At 74.3% G+C, this 18716-nt stretch carries 19 protein-coding genes; 7 read left to right on the top strand and 12 right to left on the bottom strand.

Going from position 1 to position 18716, the window contains the following annotated elements; all coding sequences use genetic code 11:
• Positions 1-129: 129 nt before the first annotated feature.
• The 3 genes from FKN01_RS00210 (at position 130) to FKN01_RS00200 (ending at position 3739) form a co-directional block, all read left to right on the top strand.
• Positions 130-1413: a sensor histidine kinase gene (locus FKN01_RS00210; RefSeq protein ID WP_143615630.1), complete on the top strand. Its 1284-nt coding sequence runs from the start codon at positions 130-132 to the stop codon at positions 1411-1413.
• Positions 1414-1417: 4 nt separating this feature from the next.
• Complete coding sequence (locus FKN01_RS00205; protein WP_143615629.1) at positions 1418-2059, top strand: response regulator transcription factor; 642 nt, start codon at positions 1418-1420, stop codon at positions 2057-2059.
• A gap of 171 nt (positions 2060-2230) precedes the next feature.
• A complete protein-coding gene (locus FKN01_RS00200; protein ID WP_143615628.1) occupies positions 2231-3739 on the top strand; it encodes a glycoside hydrolase family 43 protein in 1509 nt (502 codons plus the stop codon).
• On the opposite strand, the gene FKN01_RS00195 is transcribed toward FKN01_RS00200, so the two are convergent.
• The 12 genes from FKN01_RS00195 to FKN01_RS00140 form a co-directional block, all read right to left on the bottom strand.
• Complete coding sequence (locus tag FKN01_RS00195; RefSeq protein ID WP_143615627.1) at positions 3728-7015, bottom strand: BTAD domain-containing putative transcriptional regulator; 3288 nt, start codon at positions 7013-7015, stop codon at positions 3728-3730. The two genes, FKN01_RS00200 and FKN01_RS00195, sit on opposite strands and share 12 nt — an antisense overlap.
• Positions 7012-7437 carry a hypothetical protein gene (locus FKN01_RS00190; RefSeq protein ID WP_143615626.1) on the bottom strand — a complete coding sequence of 142 codons (426 nt, stop codon included), beginning with the start codon at positions 7435-7437 and terminating at the stop codon, positions 7012-7014. Before FKN01_RS00190 ends, FKN01_RS00195 begins: the two co-directional genes overlap by 4 nt.
• Positions 7437-7859: a TadE/TadG family type IV pilus assembly protein gene (locus FKN01_RS00185; RefSeq protein ID WP_143615625.1), complete on the bottom strand. Its 423-nt coding sequence runs from the start codon at positions 7857-7859 to the stop codon at positions 7437-7439. The genes FKN01_RS00190 and FKN01_RS00185 overlap by 1 nt, the downstream gene beginning before the upstream one ends.
• Position 7860: 1 nt before the next feature.
• Positions 7861-8268 carry a TadE family protein gene (locus FKN01_RS00180; protein ID WP_143615624.1) on the bottom strand — a complete coding sequence of 136 codons (408 nt, stop codon included), beginning with the start codon at positions 8266-8268 and terminating at the stop codon, positions 7861-7863.
• Positions 8268-8492, bottom strand: coding sequence for a hypothetical protein (locus FKN01_RS00175; RefSeq protein ID WP_143615623.1), 225 nt, complete (start codon positions 8490-8492; stop codon positions 8268-8270). The genes FKN01_RS00180 and FKN01_RS00175 overlap by 1 nt, the downstream gene beginning before the upstream one ends.
• Before the next feature lie 103 nt (positions 8493-8595).
• Entirely contained in the window at positions 8596-9486 is an 891-nt protein-coding gene (locus tag FKN01_RS00170) for a hypothetical protein (RefSeq protein ID WP_143615622.1), read from the bottom strand.
• Positions 9483-10397, bottom strand: coding sequence for a type II secretion system F family protein (locus tag FKN01_RS00165; RefSeq protein WP_143615621.1), 915 nt, complete (start codon positions 10395-10397; stop codon positions 9483-9485). The genes FKN01_RS00170 and FKN01_RS00165 overlap by 4 nt, the downstream gene beginning before the upstream one ends.
• The gene (locus FKN01_RS00160; protein ID WP_143615620.1) at positions 10394-11941 is read right to left on the bottom strand and encodes a CpaF family protein; all 1548 of its coding nucleotides are present in this window, start codon (positions 11939-11941) and stop codon (positions 10394-10396) included. Before FKN01_RS00160 ends, FKN01_RS00165 begins: the two co-directional genes overlap by 4 nt.
• Positions 11931-12800: a hypothetical protein gene (locus FKN01_RS00155; RefSeq protein WP_143615619.1), complete on the bottom strand. Its 870-nt coding sequence runs from the start codon at positions 12798-12800 to the stop codon at positions 11931-11933. Before FKN01_RS00155 ends, FKN01_RS00160 begins: the two co-directional genes overlap by 11 nt.
• Positions 12800-13492, bottom strand: coding sequence for an SAF domain-containing protein (locus tag FKN01_RS00150; protein ID WP_143615618.1), 693 nt, complete (start codon positions 13490-13492; stop codon positions 12800-12802). Before FKN01_RS00150 ends, FKN01_RS00155 begins: the two co-directional genes overlap by 1 nt.
• 64 nt (positions 13493-13556) lie before the next feature.
• Positions 13557-14501, bottom strand: coding sequence for a hypothetical protein (locus tag FKN01_RS00145; protein ID WP_143615617.1), 945 nt, complete (start codon positions 14499-14501; stop codon positions 13557-13559).
• Complete coding sequence (locus FKN01_RS00140; protein ID WP_260696724.1) at positions 14495-15067, bottom strand: hypothetical protein; 573 nt, start codon at positions 15065-15067, stop codon at positions 14495-14497. The genes FKN01_RS00145 and FKN01_RS00140 overlap by 7 nt, the downstream gene beginning before the upstream one ends.
• 364 nt (positions 15068-15431) lie before the next feature.
• Between FKN01_RS00140 and FKN01_RS00135 the strand changes: the two genes are divergently transcribed.
• From FKN01_RS00135 to FKN01_RS00120, 4 genes are all read left to right on the top strand, one after another.
• The gene (locus FKN01_RS00135) at positions 15432-16334 is read left to right on the top strand and encodes a hypothetical protein (protein WP_260696723.1); all 903 of its coding nucleotides are present in this window, start codon (positions 15432-15434) and stop codon (positions 16332-16334) included.
• 114 nt (positions 16335-16448) lie between these two features.
• Positions 16449-17735: a conjugal transfer protein gene (locus FKN01_RS00130; protein WP_143615615.1), complete on the top strand. Its 1287-nt coding sequence runs from the start codon at positions 16449-16451 to the stop codon at positions 17733-17735.
• A gap of 36 nt (positions 17736-17771) precedes the next feature.
• Positions 17772-18113, top strand: coding sequence for a hypothetical protein (locus FKN01_RS00125; protein ID WP_260696722.1), 342 nt, complete (start codon positions 17772-17774; stop codon positions 18111-18113).
• Complete coding sequence (locus FKN01_RS00120) at positions 18110-18697, top strand: hypothetical protein (RefSeq protein ID WP_143615614.1); 588 nt, start codon at positions 18110-18112, stop codon at positions 18695-18697. The genes FKN01_RS00125 and FKN01_RS00120 overlap by 4 nt, the downstream gene beginning before the upstream one ends.
• Positions 18698-18716 lie beyond the last annotated feature (19 nt).

Below are 18716 nucleotides of genomic sequence, written 5' to 3'. Positions count from 1 at the left end.
CCTCAGCCAACCGCCGCGGGCCGCGCGGCACATCGCAGCGGTTTCCACTCTTGAGGTGGAGCCAGCTCCACCCCAAGAGTGGAAACCGCTGGGTGGTCCGGGTCAGCACGCGCCGTCTACCGTTCCCTCATGTCCTCCTCCCCCGGCCTCCAACAGGCCCTGTGGCAGCGGAGTTACCTGCGCGGACCCTGGCCGTGGCGGGCGGCGCTCTACCTGCTGACCGGCTCGCTCGTCGGAGTCCTGACGTTCGTGGTCCTCCTCCTGCTCGCGGTCGCGGGCGGCACGCTCGTCGTGCTTCTCGTCGGGCTTCCGCTCCTGCTCACCCTGGCCCTCTCCGGCATCCCGCTCGCCGCCCTGGAGCGCCGCAGACTGCGGCTGGTGGACCCCTGCCCGCTCGCCCCGGTCCACGGCGAACCGGACGGCACCGGGCTCACCGCCTGGCTGCGGACCCGGCTGCGGGAGCGGGCGACCTGGCGGGAGCTGGCGTACGCGCTGCTCACCGCGTTCGTCCTGTGGCCGGTGGAAGCGGTGACCGTGGGGGCGGCGCTGACGGTGTGCGGCGGGCTGATCGCGGTGCCCGTGGTGCTGGCCGTGAACGGCGGCGAGGAGGCCCGGGTGCTGAAGCTGTGGCTCGTCCACTCCTATCCGGCCGCCTTCGGGACGCTGCTCGCCGGGCTGCTGCTGCTCCCGGTGTTCGCGTATCCGCTGGGGGTGCTGGCGGCCTGGCGGGCCGCGCTGACCCGGGCGCTGCTCACGGACTCCGGGGCCGGGGAGCGGCTGCGGGAGCTGGACCGGTCGCGCAGTCGGCTGGTGGACGCCTTCGAGGCGGAGCGGCGGCGCATAGAGCGCGATCTGCACGACGGGGCGCAGCAGCGGCTGGTGGCCCTGTCGATGACGCTCGGACTGGCCCGCCTGGAGGGCCCGGCCGAGCCGCTGGCCGGGCTGCTGGCGAAGGCGCACGGCGAGGCGGACACCGCGCTGGTGGAGATCCGGGAGCTGATCCGGGGCATCCACCCCCGAGTCCTCACCGACCGGGGGCTCGGGGCGGCCGTGGAGGACGTCGCGGACCGCTCGGTGGTGCCGGTCGATGTGGACCTGCATCTGCCGGAGCGGCTTCCGGGGGCGGTGGAGAGCGGGGTGTACTTCGCGGTGTGCGAGGCGCTGGCGAACGCGGCCAGGCACAGCGGGGCCGCGCTGATCCGGGTGTCCGGGCAGGTGGTGCGCGGGCGGCTGGTGGTGGAGGTGGCGGACGACGGGCGGGGCGGCGCGGCGGCCGGAGGCGGGACGGGGCTCCAGGGGGTGGCCGACCGTCTCTCGGTGCTGGACGGCCGTTTGGTACTGTCCAGTCCCCCCGGCGGGCCCACGGTGTTCCGGCTGGAAGTCCCCGTACCGGGTGCGGGCGGAAGGACCTGAGGCGTTGCGGATCGTACTGGCCGAGGACAGCGTGCTCCTGCGCGAAGGACTCGTCGGCCTCCTCGAACGGTTCGGCCACCAGGTGGTGGCGGGCGCGGGGACGGCGGACGAGCTGATCGCGGCCGTCACCGAGCACGACCCGGACGTCGTGGTGACCGATGTCCGCATGCCGCCCGGATTCTCCGACGAGGGCCTGCGCGCCGCGCTCGAACTGCGCGCCAAGCAGCCCGGGTTGCCGGTGCTGGTGCTCAGCCAGTACGTGCAGCGCACCTACGCGGAGGACCTGCTCGACTCGGCGGACGGGCGGGGCGTCGGTTACCTCCTCAAGGAACGCATCGGCCACGTCGAGGAGTTCATGGACGCCCTCACCCGGGTCGCCGCCGGGGACACCGTGGTCGACCCGGAGGTGGTGCGCCAGCTGATCCGGCACCGCCGGGACCCGCTGTCCCGGCTGACCGAGCGCGAGCTGGCGGTGCTGGCCCTGATGGCGGAGGGCAAGTCCAACGCCTCGGTCGCGGAGGCCCTTTCGGTGAGCGAGGGCACGGTCAGCAAGCACTTCGGCTCGATCCTCGGCAAGCTCGGCCTGTCCGTGGACGACACCACCAACCGCCGGGTGCTCGCGGTGCTGGCGTACCTCAGGGGCTGACGGGGGCGGGCCGGTCAACGAGGCCGCTCAAGAGCAACGGCGGGCCCGCGCAAGGGGAGCCCTTGACGCGCGCCCCGGCGGTGGCAAGGATCGCCCCGTTATCGAAGCGCTTCGACAGGGGCGCCCGCCACAGACACGGCGGCACTCGCGCGACGTACAGGAACGGATGCCATGCCAGTCCGAGACCAGACGGGCACGACCGTCAGCAACCCGGTGATCCCCGGGTTCCACCCCGACCCCAGCGTCTGCCGCGTGGGCGACGACTACTACCTGGTGTGCTCCAGCTTCGAGTACTTCCCGGGCATCCCCCTCTTCCACAGCCGCGACCTGGTCCACTGGACGCAGCTGGGCAACGTCCTCGACCGGCCCGAGCAGCTGCACCTGACCCCGGGGACCCGGGCCTCCGGCGGCATCTACGCACCGACGCTCCGGCACCACGACGGCCGGTTCTGGCTCGTCGTCACCAATGTCGAGGTGGGCAACCTGCTGTTCACCACCACCGACCCGGCCGGCCCCTGGTCCGACCCGGTCCCGCTGCCCGGCGTGCCCGGCATCGACCCGGACCTGGCCTGGGACGAGGACGGCAGCTGCTGGTGCACCGTGGCCGGGGTCTCCCAGGTCCGCATCGACCCGCACACCGGCGAGACCATCGGCGAACCCCGCCGCATCTGGTCCGGGGCGCCAGGGGCGAAGGCGCCGGAGGCCCCGCACCTCTACCGGATCGGCGACCACTGGTACCTCGTCATCGCGGAGGGCGGCACCGAGCGCGGGCACGCGGTCTCCGTCGCGCGCGGTCCCTCGCCCGCCGGGCCGTTCGAGCCCTGCCCGGACAACCCGGTCCTCACCCACCGGGGCCGCGAGCACCCCGTCCAGAACACCGGCCACGGCGACCTGGTGCAGGGGCCGGACGGCTCCTGGTGGCTGGTGCTCCTCGGCGTGCGGCCGGGCGGCGGCACCCCCGGCTGGCACGTACTCGGCCGGGAGACCTTCCTCGCCCCGGTGACCTGGGTGGACGGCTGGCCCGTCGTCGGCGAGGTCGCCACCGAACTCCCGGCGCCGCCGTGGCCGTTGGCGCCCGCGCCGGCCGCGCCGGCCCGGGACGACTTCGACCAGGCCGAGCCGCGCCCGTACTGGATCTCGCCGCGCCGCTCGACCGCCGGGCGGGCCGGGACGAAGGAGCGGCCCGGCTGGCTGACCCTGCACGGGCGGGGCTCCACGCTGGACGACCCGGACGCGGTGTTCACCGGCCGCCGGCAGCAGCACCTGGCGTGCCGGGCGCGCACGCTGGCGGACGCGGCGGACGGCCACGGCGGGCTCGCGGTCCGGCTCGACGAGGCGCATCACTACGCGGTCGAGGCGGGCGGCGGCGAGGTCCGGCTCATCGCCCGGATCGGCCCGCTCCGCACGGTGGTCGCGTCCCGCCCGGCGCCCGCCGGACCGGTGGTGCTCGGCATCGACATCGAGCCCACCCGGGCCCCGCTCGACCCGTGCACGGGACCGGACACGGTGTCCCTGGGCTTCGAGGAGCCGGACGGCACGTTCACCGTGCTCGGCTCCCTCGACGGGCGCTACCTCTCCACGGAGGTGACCGGCGGCTTCACCGGCCGGGTGATCGGGCTGTACGCGGCGAGCGGCACGGTGCACTTCGACTGGTTCGCGTACGAGCCGCTAGGCGGCTGAGTTCCCCAGCGCGGCCGCTTCCGGCAGGGCCTTCAGGATGTCCCGGAGCAGGTCGATCGTCTCGTCCTCCGCGTCGGTCCCCAGCTCCTCGTTGAGCCGGTTGAGCCGGTCCGCCGCCTCGATGACGGCGGACCGGTCGCCGCGTGCCGCGTGCGCCCGGAAGAGGTCCCGGGTCAGCAGCTCGCTCTCCGGGGACGCGACCAGGCCGCGCGTGGCCGCCGCGACCGCGCCGGTGAGGTCGCCGGCCGCCAGGCAGCGCTCCGCCAGCTCGTGGGCGACGTCCACGACCGACGACACGATGTCGTGGAACAGGGCGTCCGCCCAGAGGTAGTTGCGCGGGTTGGTCCCTTCGAACGGGGTGCCCCGGACCAGCGAGAGCGCCCGCGCCAGCGCGGTGTCGGCGGCGGCGCCCCGGGCGTGCATGCCCTCCTGGTACAGCTCCTGGAAGTCCAGCCAGTCGCACCGCACGTACGGGGCGAAGGCGTACCGCCCGTCCGTCACGAACGGCAGGTAGGACTGGCCGCCCGTCCAGGCGCGCAGCTTGCTCACGTTGGAGTTGCGCAGCGAGTGCCCGACCTCGCGGCCCGGCCAGATCGCCTCGTCCAGGGCCCGGTGCTCCTGGCCCGGGTGCAGGACGAGCCAGGCGGCCATCTCGGTCAGCCGGCCACGCCGGTTGGACTCGACGGGGCCCTCGGCCGACTCCATCCCGACCGGCCCGAGCACCCGGATGTACGGGTGGGCGGGCACCGGTGCCGGAGCGGTGATCGTTTCCTCCACGGAAGCGGTGCGCACCGGGTTCCCGTCGTCCCCGGCGGCCTCCGGTTCCGGGGCGGCCATGACGGCGAGCGTGAGTCGCGGGTCGTGCGGCCGGGCCCAGTCGGGCGTCGGCTCGTCCGTGGGCCGCTCGGTGACCGCCATCAGTTCCAGCAGGGCCGCGTACTGGGCCGGTTCGAGGCGTTGCAGCATCACTTCGAGGTCCGTCTCCGGAATCGTGACGACGACGCCGGGCGCGGTGTCGACGCTCCAGGTCTCCGGCAGGCCGAGCCCGTCGTCGGCGCTCGTCACGGCGGCCAGCGAGGTGCGCGGCTGGGCCGCCGTCAGTTCGAGCAGGTCGAGCGCGCTCGGGTCCGAGCCGGTGAGCGGCAGGGCGCACAGCACGATCTGCGGTGCCCAGGCGTCCGCCCCGGTCCCCAGCAGCCGCGCCTCGCACAGGCTCTCCGCACCGCTCTCCGCCAGCGCCCGCCGCTGCGCCTCGTCGTGGCTCCTGAGGCCGGCGACGGCGGAGGCCAGGGTCGCGTGGTGCACGACCCGGCCCGGGAACGCGGTCTTCAGCTCCTCGCCGAAACCGACGAGCCGGACCGTGTGCTCGGCGTGCAGCGAGTCGGACGCCAGCTCCACGGCCAGCGCCAGCAGTACGGACCGTACGTCCTCCGTCTCGCCGTCGAGCCGGAGCATCCCGATGCGCTCCAGGTCGACCAGGACCGGGAACCCCTCGAAGCTGGTGCCCAGGCTGATCAGCGCCGGATACGGCAGCGCGGTCGCCGACGCCCCCTCGGCGGGCAGCAGCGCCCCCGAGTCCTTCGGGCACCACCAGATCTCGTCCCCGCTCACCACGGGCACGAACGGGGTTACGGGGGCGGCCGGTTCGCAGAGGTGGAGCGCGGCCCCGTCCGGGGTGACGACGACGGCGTCGAGCCGCGGCAGCGCGGTGCCCTCGCGCGCCAGCTCGGCGGAGAGGGTGCGCAGGGCGCGGTCCAGCAGGTCGAGCCCCTCCGGCACGTCCGCCGAGGCCGCCCGCATCCCCCTTTCCAGCGCGGCGGCATCGCCCTCGGGCAACGCGATGCGGCGCCGGGGGCGCCGGCGACGCTGCTGCACGATGCGGCGGGTGCCGAGGACGCCGAGGACCCCGGCGGCCAGCAGGGCGCCGATCCCGGCGCCGGTACGGGCGGAGAACCCGGCGTCCTCGTCGGCGGCGGGGGTCGGCTGCGCCGACTCGGCGGACTCGGCGGGCCCGGGCTTGGCGGACTCGGCCGGCTTGGCGGGCGCCGTCTCGGCCGGCTTCGGCTTCGCCGTCTCGGCCGGCTTGGCGGGCCCCGTCTCCGCGGGCTTCGGCTTCGCCGACTCTGCCGGCTTGGCGGGCCCCGTCTCCGCAGGCTTCGGCTTCGCCGACTCTGCCGGCTTGGCGGGCCCCGTCTCCGCGGGCTTCGGCTTCGCCGACTCGGCCGGCTTGGCGGGCGCCGTCTCGGCCGGCTTGGGCTTCGCCGTCTCCGCGGGCTTCGCGGGCGCGGGCCGGGCCGTCTCCGCCGGGTCCGGCTTACCGGTCTCCGCCGGACCGGGATTCGCCGGACCGGGCTTCCCCGGACCGGGGTTCGCCGGGGCCGGGTTCGCCGGGGCCGGTGCCGGGAGCTTCAGGTGCTGGCCCGGGATGATCAGGTCCGGGTTGGTGAACGTGCCGCCGCCCGGCAGCTCCGCACCCCGGTTGAGATCGAAGATCTCCCCGTAGCGCGCCGGATCACCGAGTTCGCGGTCCGCGATGGCACCCAGCGAGTCGCCGGGGCGGACCGTCGCCGTCCCGCCCGAGGGCGCCGCCGCCTCGGGGGCGGCCCCCGTGCCGGCCGGCATCCGCAGCTGCCAGCCGGGCTGGAGGAAGCCCTGGGCGTGGAAGACCGTGCCGTCCGTCATCACCCGGCCCTCGTTGAGCGTGGCGATCTCGTGCCAGCGGTTGCCGTCGCCCAGCCGGTCCTCCGCGATGCTCCACAGGCTCTCGGCCGGACGGATGTCCCGCACGGTGTAGGAGTCGGCCGGGGCGGCCTGCCGCGTGGTGCGGGCGTCCGGGGCGTGCGCGGTGTCCGTGGCGCCGGCGGGGGCGTACGACTGGGTGACGGAGACCGGCGCGGCGGCCGGGGCGGCGCGGGCCGCCCCGGCCGGCGGCAGGAGCCCCAGGATGGAGCCGATCAGCGTCGCGGCGGCCCGCTGGCTCGCCCCGAGGCCGCTCAGCCGGCGGACCGTGCGGCCACGCAGCTGGGCGGGGATCTCCAGCAGGACGGAGAAGGCGAAGCCCGCCCAGCCCACCCAGCCGGCGGCGGCGAGCAGGAGCAGGAAGGCGCCCCCGGTGTCCTGCCGGGAGAACAGGTGGGTCAGGTCCTCGATCCCGTTGTCGAGGACGACGCCGGTCGCCCACCAGAGGAGCACCGGCAGCCCGGCGAGCAGCGCCGCCAGGACGACGAGGCTCAGCAGGGCCCGTATCAGACTGCCGACCGTACGCACCGCGATCACGACCCTTCGGGGGCGACGACACCGTGGATGAGCGTGGCGTGCCCCTCCCCGTGGACGGACATGGAGGAAATGCCGACGACCGTGAGGAAGCGGGTCTCGTACGTGTCGGTCACGGTGACCGTCACCCGCTTCCCGTCGGCCGACACCGTCGCGCTGCCGTGCGCCCCGGCCGCCGAGAGGTACGCCGCGGCGGCGGCGCGCGCGGCGGCGGGCTGGGCGACGACGGCCTTGCCCGGGATGGCCTGGGCGGGATCGATGGCCTGGCCGCCGGCCCGGGCGGCCTCCATCGCGATGGCGTCGGCCCGCTCCGTGGCGCGCAGCTTGCCGCCGCCGTCCACGGTGATCCCGATGACGGCGAGGAGCGCCACGGTGATGATGGCGCTGTAGACGGCGATGCCGCCCCGGTCGTCGTACGTACGCATCAGTCGCGCTCCCGGTACGCGTCCACCGCCGAGGTGAACGTCGACGTGAGGGTGTGGCTGCCGGGGGCGCCCGGCAGCATCAGGTCGGACAGCGGGACGGTGCACGCGACGGTCACGCGGACCGTTCCGACGGTGCCCAGGGGGGCGTTGAGCCCCGACGCGTCCACGCTGACGCGCGTGCCGGAGCAGGTGAGGCCCTGGTCGGCCAGGGTCTCCCGGGCGGCGGCGAGGGCGTTGCTCCGGGCGGCCCCGGCGGTGCGCGAGATGGACGCCTCGCGCGCCGCGTCCTCGGCGGCGGCGTCCACCTTGTTCCCGGCGGTCACCACCCGGCCGCCCGCGAGGGCCAGACAGAGGAAAATGATCATCAGCGGCGTGACGATCGCGGCCTGGACCGCCTCGCTCCCCCGGTCGTCCCACTTCATCTCATCCCCCGGTCGTCCAGCGCTCCACCGGCCCGGACGCGCTCTGTGTGATCGTCAGCCCCGGCACCCCGGGCAGCAGCGACGGGGCGCGCCCGGTGACCTGGACGCGGACGCGCTCCGCCGTACTGCCGCCCGTGGAGACGGACGGGCCGAGCAGCGTGTTGCCCGCGATCCGGCCGAGCACGGCCTGCGCGCGCTCCGCGCCGGCCCCCCGGCCCGATTCGTAGACCCGTGCCGCCGCGACGCCCTCGCGCGCGGCGGTCAGGGCCACGTTGCGCGCGTAGTACCAGAGCGACACCTGCACCACGGCGATCGTCAGCAGGATGACGAAGGGGAAGACGATCGCCATCTGGACCGAGGTGTCGCCGCGGTCGTCCAGCGGGCGGCGCGCGACGACCGCGGGCTTCATCAGATGCCCGCCAGCTTGCCGTTGTACCTGGAGATGACCGTGGCGATGGTGCCTGCGATGAGCAGCGCGCCCGTCACGGCGGCGACCCAGATGATCACCGTGGTGATGGAGACGTCACCGCGGTCGGGGTCCTTGGCGCCCTGCTCCACGCGGTCGGCCAGCACCGCCAGGACCATGGTCAGGGATACAGCGGCCCGGTTCGTGAGCTTGCTGATCGCGTTCATGCTGCGAGCCTCCTCGTTCCTTCTCTTGTGTGCGTCGACTCCCTGGTGAGGGGACGCGGTCGGGTGTGACGGCGGTTCGGCCCGTAGCCGGTTGTTACCGCTGTTACGTCGCCATGATGTTGATCACCGCCGGGAAGGCGACCATCAGCATCACGAGCACGGCGAGGAGCGCGCCGGGGGCGGTCATCTTCTCGCTGTCCTCGTTCGCCTCGGCGGCCTGCCTGGCGAGCAGTTCGGTCCGCAGGGACTTGGACCGGGCCCGCAGCGTCGTGTAGACGGCGGCGCCGTCGTGCGCCGACATCCGCATGATCTCGGCGACGTCCTCCAGGACCGGCAGGTCCAGCTCCTGGGTCAGCCGGCCCAGCGCCTCCCACGGCGGGACCTTGTCCACGCGGGCCCGCATCATCGCCTCCTGGAGCCGGGTGAAGGCCCAGCCCCGGCCGACGGCGGCGGCCCGCTCCAGGGCCTCGGTCGGCCCGGCGTCGGCGGCCCGCTTGAGCGCGACGAGGTCCAGATAGGCGGCGATCGCGTGCGAGAACTCCTCGCGCGCCCGCGCCGCCTGGTCCCGTACGGACAGATCGGGGACGAACCAGAGCAGCGCGCCGAGCACCAGACCCACCACGACCGGCAGGTAGAACGGCACGCCGAGCCCCATCAGCGTCCAGGCACCGACGACGACCGGCGGAATCAGCAGACCGCCGCCCGCCAGCGCCGCCTTGAGCAGCAGGAACCGCTCGGGGGTCTGCCCGACCAGCGCCAGGTCCTTGCGCGGGACGGTGACCCCGGGCAGCCCCTGGAGGTGTTCCAGCAGCCAGGCGCCCCACTCGTCGTCCCGGCTGGCCGGGCCCGTCTCCTGGTCCGGTTCCGGCGCGGTGGCGTTCAGGCGGCGCAGGCTGGACGCCAGATCGGGCTGCGGGCCCACCAGTTCCCGGATGAGCAGGGCGAGACCGCCGCCCACGGCGAGACCCGCGAAGATCGCGGCCGGGGGTATCACGACTGGGCCTCCTGGAGCGGTTCGGGAGCTTGCGGCAGCTTGACCCGGCTGCGCGGATCGGCGATCAGGAACCGGGCCACCGGGCGGTGGTCGGCCAGCGAGCGCATCCAGATCAGCACCCCGGCGAACGCCGCCGTCAGCAGGGCGAGGACCAGCTGCCCGAGGAGCGTGCCGTAGGGCGCGGTGTAGCTGGGGACGAGGAATCCGGCCCCGACCACGCAGAGCGTGATGATGGTCATCCACCGCACGGTGGTGCGCGGCTTGGCCCGGTCGGCCTCGATCTGGCGGCGCTTGCCGACCTCTTCGCGTACCGCTTCGGACAGGTCCTCCAGCGCCTGCGCGAGACCGGGGCCCCGGTCCGAGGCACAGAGCATCAGTGCGGCGAGGACCTTGTCGGCGGTGACGTCGTCCAGCGCGTCGGCGAACGACTCCAGCGCCTCGGCGGGGCGCCAGCCGACCTGGAGGCGGTCGGCGAGGTCGGCGATCTCGTGCTCCAGCTCGGCGGGCGCGCCGCGGCGGCTGGCGATCATCGCCTGTTCCAGGCCCATCCCGAGCCGCAGCACGTCGGACAGGCGCTGGGTCCACTCGCCGAGCGCCTCCAGCTTGTCGATGCGCACGGCGGCGTTCTTCGTGGGCGAGAGCAGCCAGGGCACCCCGACCACGGCGGCGCCGACGAGCAGCCCGCCGGTGAAGACGCCGGTGATCACCCAGACGGCCAGGCCGACGGCACCGCCCGCCGCCCAGCGGGTCCGGCGCCGCAGGGCCGCGTCGTGCTCCACGCTGCCGCCCGGACCCTTGCGCGAGCGGCGGACCGGGCGGGGTGCCGTCGTACCGACGAGCCCCGCGACCAGGCCCACCAGGCCGCCGGCGACGGCGAGTCCGGCGAGCACCCACATCAGCATCAGATTCATCCGGCCCTCACCTGGAGATCCAGCGGGCGCGGCCAGGAGCCGCGCGGATTGTCCAGCAGGTGTACGGGGAAGCCGACCCGGACCAGGTCCTCCAGGCAGGAGGGGTGCATGTGCGGGACGGCCCTCGGCTCGCCGGGGCGCGGCGCGAAGATCCGGTTGGTGGCGGGCCGGCCGTTCTCGCCCATGCCGGTGACCTCCAGGACGTGCGAGACGAACCGGTGGCGCCTGCCCCCGATGCGGGTCTCGTCGCGCATGGAGACGAACACGATGAAGTCGAGCCCGTTGGCCGCCTGACGGTAGGCCAGCTGTTCGGTCATGTTGTCCTGGGCCAGCAGATACAGCTCGGCGATGCGGTCGAAGACGATCTCGGGGCGGCGGGCGTGGATCGTGCAGAGGTTGCCGCCCTTGCCGTTGGTCATCGCCTGCATCATGGCGACGATCTCCTGGCCCCGGACCTCGCCGACGACGACCCGGGACAGCGACATGCGCAGCGCGCGGTGGATGAGGTCGAGCAGGGTGATCTCGCCCGCGCCCCGGCCGTCGGCGGCGCGTTCGCCGTTGGACTCGCGGGACTCCATCGGCACGACCTGGCGGTGGAAGCCGTTGGTGTGCGCGAAGAGTTCGAACTCGGTCTCGATGGTGGCGAAGCGCTCGTCCGGGTCGATCTCCTTGAGCAGGGCGCGCAGCAGCGAGGTCTTCCCGACCGCCTGCTCGCCCGTGATCATGATGTTCTTCTCGGCGCGCACGGCGGCGGCGAGGAAGGCCGCCAGGGTCTCGTCGATGGCGCCGAGCCGGACCATGCCGTCGAGGTCCACGTCCTTGACGCGGTGCCTGCGGATGGTGACGAAGGTCTTCGGGGTGACCCCGGTGACGGCCTGGAGCCGGGAGCCGTCGGCGAGGCGCAGCGCGAGGAACGGGTCGGCGGTGGACAGGGTCCGCTCGCTCTGCCCGGTGCGGCGCGCCAGGTCCCGCAGCATCTCCTGGAGTTCCTCGTCGGAGTCCGCGACGGGCGGGACCCGGACCCGCCCGCTGTCCCCGTAGTCGAGCCAGACCTCGTCGTAGCCGTTGATGAGGATGTTCTCGACGCGCTCGTCGTCCAGATAGGGCTGGAGCCGGCCGGCCCGGAAGAGCATGTCGTAGACGGCGGAGGCGAGGGCGACGTCCTCGGCCTGGGTGGTGCTGGCCCCGCGCTCGACGGCGATGGCGTCGGACCAGACGGCGACGGCCTCGTTGATCAGCGCCCGGCCGCGCTGGGCCTGGGACTCCGGGCTCATCCGGGCCGACGCCTTGATCTCCTGGGCGAGCCGGTCCGCGACCCGCTTCTTGATCTCGCCGGCGACCCGGTGGTCCACGGTGGCCCGCGGAAGGTGTTCCTCGCCGACCGCCCTGATCGAGGAGACCCCGGCGGCGGGCCGCTGCGCGGCGCGCGGGCCGGTCCGGGGCGGGACGGGCGGGCCGGGCTCGCCGCGCTCGAACGCGACGGTGGGCCCGGTGGCCGGGCCGGGGCGCATCACGGGGTCGGGGTGCAGCGGGTTAGCGCGCATGGGCCATGTCCCCTTCCCCGTAAGGGCCCTGCTGGGTGTACGGGCCCTGGCCGTGCGGTCCCGGGGCGCGGGGTGCGAGGCGGTCGCGGCGCAGGGCGACCCGCTCGCGCAGCGGTCCGGTGGCCGCGCGGGCGGCGCGCATCAGGTCGGAGCGGTCGAAGCGGCTGCCGCCGTCCACCCCGTCGGACAGCACCTCGGCCTGCTTGGGCCGCCAGGGGATCGTGGCGAGCACCGGCACCCCGAGCGCCTTCTCGACCTCGCCGGACTTGTAGGGCCCGCCCTCGACCAGCAGGACGGCGAGCGCGTCGGCGCCGGTGCCGCCGGGCCCGGCCAGCGACTTGCGCAGCGCCTCGACGCGGACCTGGGCGCTCTGGACCCCGCGCAGGGTGTTGCGGACCACCATCACCACGACGTCCGCCCGCTTGGCGAGCACCGCGGAGGCGCCGAACGCGCCGCGCCGGCCGAGGTCGACCAGGACGTCGTGCTGGTGGTCCTCGATGCGGGCGAAGAGTTCGGCGAGGCTCCCCCAGGCCGGGTCGAGCCCGGCGGCCTGCGCGGGGTCGGTGATCCCGGGCAGCAGGAGCCGGCTGCTGCTGTTGTCCTCGGAGATGTCGACCAGCTGCCGCCAGAACGCCTCGACCAGTTCGTCCTTCCGCTGGGCGACGGCGAGGTTGCGCAGCCCGTAGCGGGCGTCCATCCGGCCCTGGAGCGCGCCCGCGAGGACGGCCCCGCCGTCGGGGTCGCACTCGGCGAGGATCAGCCGGCGCCCGGGGTCCAGGGGCCAGGCGAGCAGCAGGGCGAGCGCCGTGCTGGTCACCCCCGGGGCCCCGGTCCCGCCGGCCAGCGCGATCACGGACATCAGGAACCGCTCCCGCTCTTCACGACGATCGCCACCCGGCCGGTGGCGGCCCGCGCCGCGAGGGCCGGTCCGTCGGTCGCCGGGACGGCCACGTCGACGGTGGCGACCCCGGTGGCGTCGGCCGGGTCGCCGACCGCGACGACGGTGGCCGCGATGGTCTGCGGCGGGGCGTCGGACATCTCGTCGTTCTCGCCCGGGGTGCTGACGATGAGCACCTTGCGCCCGGGGAACAGCCCGGAGGTGGGCCGCTGGGAGGGCTTCGTGGCGACACCGACGAGGGTGTCCCCCTGCTTGAGGAGGCTGGCGCCGGTGTACTGGTCGCGGGCGAGCAGGGCGCCCGGGGTGAGCGCGACCGCGGCCCGCTTGCCGACGACGGCGCCCCGGTTCGCCGCCTTCACGGGCTTGAGGGCCGGGTCGAGGGAGATGGAGACCTCGGTGAGGTCGCCGTCCTCGATGACCTCGCCGGCCGCCACCTCGTGGCGGACGGCGAGCACGTCGGTGCGTTCGCCGGTCGCCGTGAACAGCAGGGCGCCGGAGAGGCCGCCGACCGCGGTCAGCGCGAGGGACAGCGCGATGAGCGCCGGGCGGCGCCGTCGCTGCTTCAGTGCCCGCGGGGGTGCCACCGGGGCGGGTCCCGGGGTGCCGGGCGCGCCGCCCTGGTAGGGCGGGGCGGCGGTCTTGGTCCTGCTCAATGGGTGCCTCCAGCAGTGCTTTGGCTGCGCGCGCTCGTCATCGGGCGGTGGTGCGTCCCGGTCGTCAGCCGACGACCTGGAGTTCGCCGACGGCCACGGTGGTGGCGGACTCCCGGGTCTCGGTCAGGTCGCCGCTCTCACCGCCGCCCTCCCAGTGGATGGTCCACGTGGACGTGGCGGTGACCTTGAACGTGTTTCCGGCCTCGCCGCGCGAGGTGTGGCGGTAGACGTGCCCGCAGTCGGGGGACTCCCGCTTCCCGTAGGACGCCCGGTAGGGCTCGCCGGGCTTCGTGCAGGTGACGGAGGAGCCGTCGCCCATGTTCCACACGACCTTCGACACCTTGGCGGTGGCGGTGACCGTGACGGACCCGGCGGTGACGGTCCTGGTCTGCGGTCCGGTGGTGTTCGGGTGCTGCTTGTTCCACATCCAGACCGGCAGGCCGACCAGCCCGGTGCGGCCCGGCTCCGGCGCGATGCCGATGTCGGCGCCCTTGAGCGTCATCTGCGCGACGGCGCGCTCGGCCACCTCGGCGGGGGTCGGCCCGGCGTCCTCGCCGATCGAGCCGTTGGGGAAGAACGTGTCACGCGGCACGAAGGTCCCGGCGCCCTCGTACGGGAAGTCGGGGCAGTTCGTGGGGTGGTAGATGTCGCCCTCGTCCGGCTTGTGGTTGCCCCACATCATGTAGTCGTCGGCCGGCGGCTGCGGGTCGAGCAGGACCCAGTAGCAGGACACGTTCCAGAAGCCGAGCCCCGGCACGTAGCAGGGGATCTCCTGGCCGTTCTCCCGGTGGCACGTGCGGCCACCGCCCGAACCGCCGCCCGTGCCCCCGCCGGAGCCGCCGTCGTCCCCGGGCTCGCCCGGGTCCTCGGCGGTGATGTCGCAGACCTGGACACCGGGCGGGCACTTCACGCCGCTTCCGGCCGCGGCCGTCCGCGTTCCGGTGACCGCCAGCGCGCCGGCGGCCAGGGCGACGAGCGCGCCGCGCGCGTACCGCCCCGCGGTCAGCACGTCCGGTCCTTGTCGATCGTGTAGTCGACGATCCGCCAGCCGCCCTTGCCGTCCTTGGCGGTGGTGGCCTTCGCGGTCCAGGGACGGCGGTCGTCCTCCTTCGCACCCGCAATCGGTTTGCCCGTCGCACGGCGCACCACGATGCCCGTCACGTCGACGCAGTCGGTGATCGTCGCGGTGTGGACCGAGGAGTCCACGTCGACGGCCGTGACCTTCGGCGAGATGACCGGCGGGCCCGTGAAGGCGATGTCCGTCTTCTGGTAGTACGTGAAGGCTTCGACGATGTGCGCCGCGGCGTCGCCGGTCGTGTAGTCGCCGAGCTCCACGCCCTTCATGCTGCCCGTGGAGTACGCCTTGGTCTGCGCCTTCCACATCCCGCGGTACGCCGCCAGGGCGTCCCGCTCGGCCGCCGCGCGCTTCTTCTCCGCGCCGTCGTCCCGGGTGGCGCTCGCCGTCGGCCCGGACGGCTTCCCGTCGTCCTCCGCGCCGCAGCCCGCGGCCAGTACGAGGAGGCAGGCCGCCACCCCCGAACAGGCCATCAGGCCGGTCTTCTTCCCGCGTGCCATCGGACCCCCCTGGTCATGCGCCGTGGTGTGCATCGTCGTCTGCGTCCGGAAAGTGATGTGCCGTCATTCTGCATGACGGGCCGACGCCGAACGGGCGCCGTTCTGTCACAACTATGTCCGACTGCGGTGACAGAAGGGCCTGTTGATGACCTGCGTGTGAGCAGAATCTGATCGCCTCACCCGCCACAGCGATCACTTCCCTGCCGACAGACCGGCAGTGAAGACGAGTTGGCCGGTCAAGACCTTGTCCGCGACGCCGAACCCCCCTTGTCCAGGGGGCTGTTCCGCGCGGACAACGGGGCGGACAAGGGGCGAGGCGCACCATCAGCCGTGTTCCACAGCACGTCCAGGGGGAGAAGATCCAATGCGCACCGACGCACCACCGCGTACCCGAAGCGAAGGGCTCGTGGGCCGCCTCAACACCGAGTGGGCGGACCTGATCCGGGACGAGTCGGCCCGGGCCCACCTGCGCCGCTGGTACGGCGACCCGGCGCTCACCGGACCGCAGTCCGTGCTCGACGCCCTGCGCGCCTGCCGGACCACCGGCGCCCAGGACCGCCTCCTGCTGCCGCTGCTCAGGGCGGCCGTCACGGGCGGGCCCGGCGCCCAGCTCGCCGCCCGCACCGTGGTGCAGACGATGCTCCCGAAGGCGGTGCGCATCGCCCGCAGCCAGCTGCGCCCGCAGTACGACTGGGAGGAGACGGTCTCCCTCACGGTCGGCGCGCTCTACGAGGTCGTGCGGACCTACCCCGTCCACCGCCGCCCCCGGCGCATCGCGGCCAACCTCTCCCTGGAGACCCTGCGCCTGACGCGCCGTCTGATCGGGGACGACGCGTCCGCCGTGCCCCTGGACCCGGACAGCGCGGCCGGGCTCTTCGCCGCCGGCCCCTGCCCCGCGTCCCAGGCCGAACTGACCCTGCTCCTCGCGAGGGCCGCCGACTACCGGCTGCTCGCCGAGGACGAGCCGGGGCGCGCGGCCGGCTGGGACGCCCGCGCGGAGCTGGTCGAACTCCTCGTCTGGGCCCTGGAGTCGGGCGCCCTCGACGTGGAGGAAGCGCGCCTGATCACCGGCTACTACCGGGACCGGCCGGCCGGCCACCCCGTCACCCCGCGCCCCTCCGCGCGGGACGGCGCCCGGCAGCGGCAGCGGCGCAGCAGGGCCGTCCGCCGGCTCGCCGTCGCCGCCTCCGGCAGGCTCGCGGACCCGGACGGGGCCGCCGCCCCGGACCGGCCCGCAGCCTCTGACAGGTTCGCGACAGCGAAGTGACGATCCAGTGACACACGTCACCCAGGATGGTGGCTCGTCGACGTCACACCCGTACGGCCGGAACCACCTGCCCCGTGCACACCCGATGCTGCGGACCGCTCAGGGAGACATGCGATGAAGCGCGGCCTCAGGCTGACGAACAAGAAGCAGAAGACCACCGAACAGGCACCGCCGGGGCCGAAGGCCACGCGCACCTCGCGTTATGCCCCGGCCCCCCGGGCGGTGCCCGCCGAGGCGTCCGGCGAGGAGGAGACCGACGAGCTGGACGAGGCGGCCACCGGCTGGCAGCAGACCACCGTCAAGATGGCGGGGCTCACCAAGCTGGTCACCGCCGTCGTCTGGATGCTGGTCGTCGCCGGACCGCTGCTGGGGTTCTTCGCGGTCGCGCTGGCCGGCTCCTCGAAGGGGGCGACCTCGGCCGCCGAGCGGAGCCGGACCGAGTCCGCCCCGTCGGCCACCGGGCCCTCCGGGTTCGCCGAGCTGTACGTCGCGGCGTACCTGGCGGCGGGCGAGGGCACGGAGGACGACCTGCTTCCGTACTACTCCGAGCCCGTGACCCTCGCCAACGAGCCCGGCTCGCGCACCGCCTCGGACGTCGTCACCGTGGCGGCCCGGCAGGCCGAGGAGGGCTACTGGTCGGTGACGGTCGCGGCCCGGGTCTCGGCGAAGGACAAGGCCGGCAAGATGAGGGACCGGGGCATGCACTACTACCGGGTCGGCGTCCAGGTCTCGGGTACGCCGGACGCGGGCGGCACGATCGCCCCGTCGCCGGCCGCCCCGGACCCGGCCCCGTCCGCGGTGCGGTCCTCGCCCGCCGCCCCGGCGTCACCGACGCCGACCGGCTCCGCGTCGGCTCCCGCGCCCCGGGGCCCGGCCACGCTCTACGCCGCGACCTCGCTGCCCGCCGAGGTCAACGCGCCCGCCTCCGCGCAGCACGGCGGGCTCGTCTACGGCACGGGCCGGGGCCCCAGCTCCGAGGACCCGGTCTCCGACACCGTGAGCCGCTTCCTCGCCGCCTACCTGACGGGCCAGGGGGAGCTGAACCGCTATGTCTCCCCCGGCCTCCAGGTCACGGCGATCTCCCCGGCCCCGTACGAGTCCACGCTCGTCACCGGCGTCCGGGACGACGCGCCGCAGGACGCGGACGACACCGTCCCGCAGGACGGCACGCAGCGGCACGTCCTGGTCTCCGTGAGCGCGACGACCGGCGGCCAGGACTACCTGCTCAGCTACGCACTCACCCTGACCACCCGGGACGGGCGCTGGGAGGTGGCGTCGTTCGACCCCGCCCCGGTGCTGTCCCCGGACCAGACCGGACCGGTCGCCGACGACACCGCGCCCACACCGGACGCCCCGTCGGACGAGTCCTCAGACGCCTCGGCGGAAACCGCCGGGGAGTGACGCACCACCCAGCTGATCACACGAGGGGAAGCACAAGTGAGTTACGCGAACACCGACATGGTGCAACTTGCGGCCAACGGCCAGATCTTCGACTGGGTCTCGGACACGATCGCCAACGTCCAGACCCTCGCCGTCTCGGCGGCCCTGGCCATGGCGATCGTCGGCACCGTCCTCGCCTACGTGAAGACGAAGTCGTGGGCGGGCACCCTGACCGCGGCCATCCTGGGCGCCGTCGTCGTCTTCGCCGTCGGCAACATGGACGCGCTGAGCAACATGGTCGACAGCGAGGTCCCCGACGCGCCCGCCCAGAGCGCGGTCTCCGTGGTCCAGCCCTATGAGCCGCCGGCCGCCCCGGTGAGCCCGGCCGACCTGCTGTGAGCGGCGGGCAGCCGTCCGACGGGAAGCCGCTGATCGGGCGTTCGTACACCCGGGCACGCAAGCACCCTCTCGTCATCGGCAAGCTCCCCGGCGGCGGACGGATACCCGGCGGCCCGTACACGATCACCCAGATCGTGACCATGGTGGGGGTCTTCGTACTCCTGCTGGGCCTGCGGGATCTGTGGGCGTTCTTCGGGCTCGGGAACGCCCTGGTGCTGGTCGCGGTCCCGTGGGGACTCGCGTGGCTGATGCGGTACGCCCGGATGGACGGCCGCGACCCCGCGCGGGCCCTGCTCGGATTGCTGGCCTACGGCACCTCGCCACCGGGGGGCCGGCTGGCCGGCCGCCCGCAACGCACCTTCAAGACCCGGCTGGTGACGGGGCGGGTGACCGTCCACGTGCGGCTCCCCGCCGAGCCCGCACCGTCCCCCGCCCCCGAGGCCCGCCCGGTGCGGCTCGTCACCACGACGGGCCGTACCGGCGGGTCCCCTGCCGAGACGGCACCGCCCGTGGCCGGCACCGCGCCCGCCCGGCCCCGTACCCGCCTCCAGGAACTGCTCGACGAAGCAGAGCGGCAGCACTGACCCGAAGGATGGATGAACT

Source organism: Streptomyces sp. 130 (assembly GCF_007096885.1).
Classification (GTDB): Bacteria; Actinomycetota; Actinomycetes; order Streptomycetales; family Streptomycetaceae; genus Streptomyces.
Note: the sequence above shows the minus strand (reverse complement) of the source record. Positions and strands in the feature narration are given on the sequence as shown.

Bases quoted from the DNA above. Each gene is read 5' to 3' on its own strand.
- FKN01_RS00210 (WP_143615630.1), top strand. From the start codon at position 130: ATGTCCTCCTCCCCCGGCCTCCAACAGGCCCTGTGGCAGCGGAGTTAC.
- FKN01_RS00200 (WP_143615628.1), top strand. From the start codon at position 2,231: ATGCCAGTCCGAGACCAGACGGGCACGACCGTCAGCAACCCGGTGATC.
- FKN01_RS00190 (WP_143615626.1), bottom strand. From the start codon at position 7,437: ATGCGTACGTACGACGACCGGGGCGGCATCGCCGTCTACAGCGCCATC.
- FKN01_RS00185 (WP_143615625.1), bottom strand. From the start codon at position 7,859: ATGAAGTGGGACGACCGGGGGAGCGAGGCGGTCCAGGCCGCGATCGTC.
- FKN01_RS00180 (WP_143615624.1), bottom strand. From the start codon at position 8,268: ATGAAGCCCGCGGTCGTCGCGCGCCGCCCGCTGGACGACCGCGGCGAC.
- FKN01_RS00175 (WP_143615623.1), bottom strand. From the start codon at position 8,492: ATGAACGCGATCAGCAAGCTCACGAACCGGGCCGCTGTATCCCTGACC.
- FKN01_RS00165 (WP_143615621.1), bottom strand. From the start codon at position 10,397: ATGAATCTGATGCTGATGTGGGTGCTCGCCGGACTCGCCGTCGCCGGC.
- FKN01_RS00160 (WP_143615620.1), bottom strand. From the start codon at position 11,941: ATGCGCGCTAACCCGCTGCACCCCGACCCCGTGATGCGCCCCGGCCCG.
- FKN01_RS00155 (WP_143615619.1), bottom strand. From the start codon at position 12,800: ATGTCCGTGATCGCGCTGGCCGGCGGGACCGGGGCCCCGGGGGTGACC.
- FKN01_RS00140 (WP_260696724.1), bottom strand. From the start codon at position 15,067: ATGGCACGCGGGAAGAAGACCGGCCTGATGGCCTGTTCGGGGGTGGCG.
- FKN01_RS00135 (WP_260696723.1), top strand. From the start codon at position 15,432: ATGCGCACCGACGCACCACCGCGTACCCGAAGCGAAGGGCTCGTGGGC.
- FKN01_RS00130 (WP_143615615.1), top strand. From the start codon at position 16,449: ATGAAGCGCGGCCTCAGGCTGACGAACAAGAAGCAGAAGACCACCGAA.